This window comes from Chengkuizengella sediminis (assembly GCF_010078385.1).
GTDB lineage: Bacteria > Bacillota > Bacilli > Paenibacillales > KCTC-33759 > Chengkuizengella > Chengkuizengella sediminis.
This window is the reverse complement of sequence record NZ_SIJC01000024.1, coordinates 1-1,044: the sequence shown is the minus strand read 5'-3', so window position 1 is coordinate 1,044 and position 1,044 is coordinate 1. Positions and strand designations below refer to the sequence as shown.

General features: G+C 51.6%; 1 rRNA gene. It reads left to right on the top strand.

Features of this window, described 5'->3' with window-relative positions:
- A 23S ribosomal RNA gene (locus EPK97_RS21085) occupies window positions 1–1,044 on the top strand; the annotation flags it as partial.

The window sequence follows — 1,044 nt, the reverse complement described above, 5'->3', positions numbered from 1 at the left end:
GGAGGCAGACCAGGGGAACTGAAACATCTAAGTACCCTGAGGAAGAGAAAACAAAAGTGATTCCGTCAGTAGCGGCGAGCGAACGCGGATTAGCCCAAACCAACAGGCTTGCCTGTTGGGGTTGTGGGACACTCCACATGGAGTTACAAAAGAATGATTTAGGTGAAGCGTCTGGAAAGGCGGACCAAAGAGGGTAATAGTCCTGTAACCAAAAAATCATTCACTCCGGAGTGGATCCCGAGTAGTGCGGGGCACGTGAAACCCCGTATGAATCCGGCAGGACCATCTGCCAAGGCTAAATACTCCCTAGCGACCGATAGTGAAGCAGTACCGTGAGGGAAAGGTGAAAAGGACCCCGGGAGGGGAGTGAAATAGAACCTGAAACCGTGTGCTTACAAGAAGTCAGAGCCCGTTTAATGGGTGATGGCGTGCCTTTTGTAGAATGAACCGGCGAGTTACGTTAGCATGCAAGGTTAAAGTGAAGAGCTGGAGCCGCAGCGAAAGCGAGTCTGAATAGGGCGAAGTTAGTATGTTGACGTAGACCCGAAACCGTGTGATCTACCCCTGTCCAGGGTGAAGGTGAGGTAACACTCACTGGAGGCCCGAACCCACTTATGTTGAAAAATGAGGGGATGAGGTGGGGGTAGCGGAGAAATTCCAATCGAACTCGGAAATAGCTGGTTCTCCCCGAAATAGCTTTAGGGCTAGCCTTGGGGGTGAGTCGTGGAGGTAGAGCACTGATTGGGTGCGGGGCCCGTCAAGGGTTACCAAGCTCAGTCAAACTCCGAATGCCATAGACTTTAAACCCCAGGAGTCAGACGGTGAGTGCTAAGATCCATCGTCAAAAGGGAAACAGCCCAGACCATCAGCTAAGGTCCCCAAGTGTGTGTTAAGTGGGAAAGGATGTGGAGTTGCACAGACAACCAGGATGTTGGCTTAGAAGCAGCCACCATTGAAAGAGTGCGTAATAGCTCACTGGTCGAGTGACTCTGCGCCGAAAATGTAACGGGGCTAAACACGCCACCGAAGCTATGGCTTGATACT